The following is a 5,001-nucleotide window of genomic DNA, read 5'->3' on the forward strand; positions in this document are numbered from 1 at the left end:
AAAGAAGAGACTATGATTTAACAGTTATTAAGACCTTGGAGATGGTCTCTAAAAACTACTACTATATAATACGAGGTGATTTTTATCCACATATGTTATTTCAGATATTCGTGAGCTTATCTACATCCCCAAGTTCCCCGTCATATTAATAGTCGCCTGAAAACGGAATTCCCTGTCGTCGGTGAAAAATCCGTATAGGCCATGATATTTTTCCATGACGGAAATCATGCTCTGTACGCCAATTCCGTGGCCGGGACGATATGATACAGGAATACCGTCTTTAAAGACCGGTGCATATTTTGGAGATGAGCAGTAGCTGTTTGCAATATTTATACAGAGCTGTTCATTTTTTTCATAAATTTTTAAATTGATATAGCGTTGTTCAGCTTCAGAAATGTGTGTGCATGCATTGAGGGCATTTTCAAGAGCATTTGCAAGCAGGCTGCATAAATCTGCTATTTTAAATGAATCAAAATTTGATGCGGTGACATTAAAATTAACAGTTATGTTTTGGGCAGCAGCTTTGTCGGCATATGATGACAAAATCAGATTTATCGCTTCGTTGCTGCAATATCTGATAAAACGGCTGTTTTCAAGTCCGGTGCATATTTCATCAATGTAAGAGAGAGCCTGTGAAGTTTCGTTATTTTCAATACAGTTTTTTATAAAATTCATATGGTGACGCAGGTCATGTCTGTATATAGAAGACTGTTTTTGCGAAAAGGACAGCTGTTCTATTTCTTTTGCAGCTTGTGAAGTTGCCGTCGTGAGCAGCAGATTTTCGCGTTCAGCTTTATTTTTTTCATCAGAAAATTTTAACGACAACATTGATAATATAAAATAAAATACAACAATAAAACTGTCCATAAAATCTATGACAACAGCTCCGCCTGTATACAGCAAATCAGTGTATACAGTAAATGCGTATTCCAGAATATAATAAGCCAGAGGAAGCATGAAAAATAATAACAAAGCTTTCTTTGATTCATATTTCAGGCGGATTATGTACGGAGACATATATTTGATAACGAGAATCATAAGCGGAATTGTGACAAGAATGGAAACAGTATCAGAAACCAGAGTATTACCGTCAAAAAATGATGCTGCAAGAGTTCCAAACCATTTTCTTGGTGTGCATAAAAGATATGCGGCAAGAACTGAGGTTACGGAAATTAATATATTTTTGTGAAAAGAAAAACATATTAATAAAATAAGCGGAATGTGTATAAGGAGAGGATAACATTTATAAAGAACTGTTTCACCGAGGACAAGATAGAAAACAGCCTGAATTAACGCAAATAAAATAAGTGTAATTATATAAAAGCTGCTGTATTTTTTCCAGCTTATATCTGCGAGACATAATGATACAACGATTCCGAAAATTAATACAAATATATAGTTGGTTATATTTAAAATGACAGAAATATCCATATTTTCAGTCCTCCATCTGGAATGCGAGATAATGTCGTTTAATATCGGCAACTCTTCGTTGTGCAAGTGGAATTATAAGTGAATTCTGCATATAAATATCTGTGGCGTCAATGTGTCGTATATAATTCATATTTACGAGAAAAGAGCGATGGACGAGAATAAATTCATGGTTGTTTAAAAGAAATTCGCATACATTTGAAAATTTATCCGTACATTCGATTTTTTCATCGTTTTTTAAGTGATATATGACATGATGTTTTTGTGCTTCGACACAGATAATATTTGATAACATAATTTTGTGTACACCAATATTGCTCTTTATTACAACATATTTTTCTTGTTCATATTTTCTTTTTTCGGCAATTTCGTTAATTGAATTTAAAAGACGATTTTTGTCAACAGGTTTTAATATGTAATCAGTTGCTTTGACACAGTAGCTTTCAACAGCGAATTCAGGTGAAGACGTAAGAAAAATAATATCGGAAGCTTTGTCAAAACTGCGTATTTCGATTGCAAGATTCATACCGCTTAAGACGGGCATGACAATATCAAGAATATATATGTCGAATTTTTCTTTTTGTATAATAGAGGCAAGTTCTACACTGCTTCCGAATTTTGAAATATAAAGATCGTATTTTTTTTCTTCAAAATAGTTATTTAGTATTTCGCAAATGTTATTAAGTTCCGCAATATCGTCATCACAAACAGCAATTTTCATATGTAATCTCCGTAAATCCCGGTATGTCAAAAATTCTTTAATTGTTAAAATACCGAATAATAACAACATTATAACCCGCACCGATAAAAAATTCTAGTCACTCTACGCATCGTCGATTGAAAAAATTCATTTAAAATCGTAAGATTTTCATATAGTAAAAAATAAATTATAAAATCGCGGAGGTATGATATGGATTCTGAAAAAATGGGAAAGTATATTGCAAAGTTAAGAAAACAAAAAAATATGACACAAAAAGAACTTGCGGACAAAATAAATGTTACGGATAAAGCCGTCAGTAAATGGGAGCGTGGAAAAGGTATCCCCGACATCGTTAATCTGGAGGAACTTGCAAATGTATTCGGAATTACGATTGTTGAATTAATTAACAGCGGTAAAGATAATGCCGATGCAGATAAGAATTACGCAGATTGCGAAGAGGAAAAGCGGGAACTTGCATTATATAAGGAAGAGATTGAAAAATATAATATGAGAAGAAAAAAGTTACATAAAAGTATAACTATTATATGTGTTGCTGTCGGCATTGCACTGATAACAGCAGGAATATATTTTTTAAAGAATCCATACATGCAGACGTCTGAAGCCGTTCGCGGAAGTATTGACGGTCCCACAGCGGTTTATTTTGTGAAAAAACAGCCCGCAGTAGGAAACGTCATATCCTGCATAACAGGAATTGTATGTATTGCGGCAGGAGTTGCCTTGACTGTAAAAGATACTCGTAATACATCAAAAATCAGATAACTTTATAGCCCATTTCTTTTATGGTGCGAATATCCTCATCCATTGAAATTCCTTTTACGGTCAGCATATTTCCCGTGATTGTCGCATTGGCACCTGATTTGAAACATGAAAAGCCGCTGTCGGGAAGATAATTTCTGCCTGCGGCTAATCTTATATATTGTTTCGGAAGTATAAAACGATAGAGAGCGGTTATTCTTAAAATTTCTTCTTTTGTAAGCGGAGCAAAATCGCCCATAGGTGTGCCTTTTATTGGATTTAAAAGATTAATCGGCACTGATGTGACATCAAGGTCACGCAGCGTGAATGCCATGTCGATGCGGTCTTTCATTGTTTCACCGACACCGAAAATACCGCCGCTGCAAACTTCAAGCCCAGCTTTTTTTGCCGCAATTATTGTGGCGATTTTTTCGTCATATGTATGGCTTGTGCACAGATACGGAAAATATCGTTTTGATGTCTCAAGGTTGTTATGTATTCTTACAACGCCTGCTTCTTTAAGTTTTCTGAATTGTTCTTCGCCCAGAAGACCGAAAGAGGTACAGACCGAAAGTTTAGTATCACGGCAGATTGCTTTGATTCCGCTGCATATTTTGTCAATATCTTTGTCGCTTACGCGTTTTCCGGATGATACCAGACAGTAGTGGCGTATATCGTGAAGATTACGGAGCCTTGCGTGTCTTAAAAGAAGCTCCGGTGAAATCATTGCATGGGCTTTGACGGGAATCTTTGCACATGTTGACTGTGAACAGTAAACGCAGTTTTCGGAACATTTTCCGCCTTTTACATTGACAACGGCACATATGTCAAAGTCATTTCCAAAAAATGTGTGCTGTATTTCATCGGCGGCTTTGCACAAATCATCAAGGTCTGCTTCGGAAAGAAACAAAGCATCGTCGATTGTAATTAACCCGCCTGATATTACTTTATCTTTTAAATCATTTATTGTCATAAAAATAACCTGCTTTCTGATAAAAATATTAACTGGTAAAACAATCATAATATAAAAAATATTAATAAATGATATTATAATCAGTAAAATGTATATTGTCAACGAAATGTAAACTGCAATGAAATAAAGGTTGACAATCAAGAGGGCGTTTATTATACTTGCTTTAGACAAAATATATACGAGTGAGGTATAATAAAAATGGAAACACCAACAAAACCAGTAGCGGGTGCAAAACCTGCATTTACAACACAAAGCTTAGTCATGATGGCTATATTTGCTGCAATTTTATGTATTTCTGCATATATCAGCATACCGATTCCAGTTCCCGGAGCACCGCATATTACACTGCTTAACTTTGTAATTCTTCTTATTGCATTGTTATTTCCGCTTCAGCAGTCATTTTTTATCATTCTTGTATGGATGCTTCTCGGTGTGGTAGGACTTCCTGTATTTATCGGCGGCGGTGCCGGAACAGGTTATTTAATCGGACCATGGGGCGGTTATACTGCAACATTTATTCTCGTTGCTGTAATTCTTCCGCTTATCAGAGGTAAAAAATATAACCGTATAAGATATACACTTTCTGCTATTGCGGGTGCGTTGATTATTGACATTCTTGGAATGTTCTGGCTTATGGCACAGAATCATCTTAATTTACAGAGTGCATTTTTAATCGGATTTGTGCCGTTTATTCCGCTTGATTTGGTAAAATCAATAGTTGCGGCTCAGATAGTTCCCGCATTTAAAAATATTATTAAAAATTAACGGTTTTGTCAGTGCTTTCAAAAAACAAGTACGAGGCATAGTTATGGATAGTATTTATACAGTTATAAGAATTGACGAACCTGATTTCGGGTGCGAAGGTCTTCCTGACGGAGCTGTTTACAAAGACATTGTAAGAATTAAGGATAGTTCGGGCAATGAAAAGCAGCTTGAAATTGCAGATGCGTATTTATATGAAAATGATATTAACGAGGGGGACAGCGTGATTATATCGGATGGAAGTATTGTAAAGGTGTAAACTAAGCGGAACATGATTTATGGAGAAAACTTCATTTATCATGTTCCTTTTTTATTTACGCGTGTAACGAGCCAAAGTCCGTGCTTGCACGAGACCTTGGCGACTGCCGCGATAACTTGAGAA

At 35.6% G+C, this 5,001-nt stretch carries 6 protein-coding genes; 3 read left to right on the plus strand and 3 right to left on the minus strand.

The genetic code is table 11. The features are described 5' to 3' along the window. Positions 1-120: 120 nt before the first annotated feature. A complete protein-coding gene (locus WMO38_RS14780; RefSeq protein ID WP_349163189.1) occupies positions 121-1,431 on the minus strand; it encodes a sensor histidine kinase in 1,311 nt (436 codons plus the stop codon). A gap of 4 nt (positions 1,432-1,435) precedes the next feature. Next, entirely contained in the window at positions 1,436-2,149 is a 714-nt protein-coding gene (locus tag WMO38_RS14785) for a LytR/AlgR family response regulator transcription factor (RefSeq protein WP_349163190.1), read from the minus strand. Between the two features lie 189 nt (positions 2,150-2,338). Here WMO38_RS14785 and WMO38_RS14790 point away from each other — a divergent pair, with 189 nt between their 5' ends. Next, positions 2,339-2,908, plus strand: a complete 570-nt coding sequence (locus tag WMO38_RS14790; protein WP_349163191.1) for a helix-turn-helix domain-containing protein — start codon at positions 2,339-2,341, stop codon at positions 2,906-2,908. On the opposite strand, the gene bioB is transcribed toward WMO38_RS14790, so the two are convergent. Then, positions 2,901-3,857, minus strand: coding sequence for a biotin synthase BioB (gene bioB / locus WMO38_RS14795; RefSeq protein WP_349163192.1), 957 nt, complete (start codon positions 3,855-3,857; stop codon positions 2,901-2,903). The genes WMO38_RS14790 and bioB overlap by 8 nt on opposite strands. Positions 3,858-4,055: 198 nt before the next feature. Here bioB and WMO38_RS14800 point away from each other — a divergent pair, with 198 nt between their 5' ends. Together WMO38_RS14800 and WMO38_RS14805 are read left to right on the plus strand one after the other, a co-directional pair. Beyond that, a complete protein-coding gene (locus WMO38_RS14800; protein ID WP_021865133.1) occupies positions 4,056-4,622 on the plus strand; it encodes a biotin transporter BioY in 567 nt (188 codons plus the stop codon). Positions 4,623-4,665: 43 nt separating this feature from the next. Beyond that, positions 4,666-4,878, plus strand: a complete 213-nt coding sequence (locus WMO38_RS14805) for a hypothetical protein (protein WP_349163193.1) — start codon at positions 4,666-4,668, stop codon at positions 4,876-4,878. Positions 4,879-5,001: the final 123 nt, after the last annotated feature.

It is taken from the genome of Lachnospira hominis (ex Hitch et al. 2025) (genome assembly GCF_040096395.1).
GTDB classification, from domain to species: Bacteria; Bacillota; Clostridia; order Lachnospirales; family Lachnospiraceae; genus Lachnospira; species Lachnospira hominis.